This is a genomic window from Nitrosospira sp. NpAV, from assembly GCF_000832065.1.
In the GTDB taxonomy this organism is placed as follows: Bacteria; Pseudomonadota; Gammaproteobacteria; order Burkholderiales; family Nitrosomonadaceae; genus Nitrosospira.
Genome location: NZ_JXQM01000081.1, coordinates 1 through 217 on the forward strand (window position 1 = coordinate 1; position 217 = coordinate 217).

The 217-nt window shown below is 58.1% G+C and carries 1 protein-coding gene; it reads right to left on the reverse strand.

The features are described from left to right. Positions 1–217: tetratricopeptide repeat protein (locus SQ11_RS15395; RefSeq protein WP_041515085.1), on the reverse strand; the 217-nt coding region annotated here is incomplete at both ends.

Genomic DNA, 217 nt, shown 5'->3' on the forward strand with positions numbered 1-217 from the left:
CCCGGGTGCTCTCCTGCTCGGCGGCTTTGAGATACCAGAATGCGGCTTGCCGTTCGTCTTGCGTAGTTCCTTGTCCTTTCGTGTAGGCTAACCCCAGATTATATTGAGCGTCGGCGTTACCCTGCTCAGCGGCCTTTCTATACCAGGAAACGGCCTCCCGGTCGTCCTGCGCAACTCCTCGTCCCTTCGCATACAGAACGCCAAGCGCATATTGCGC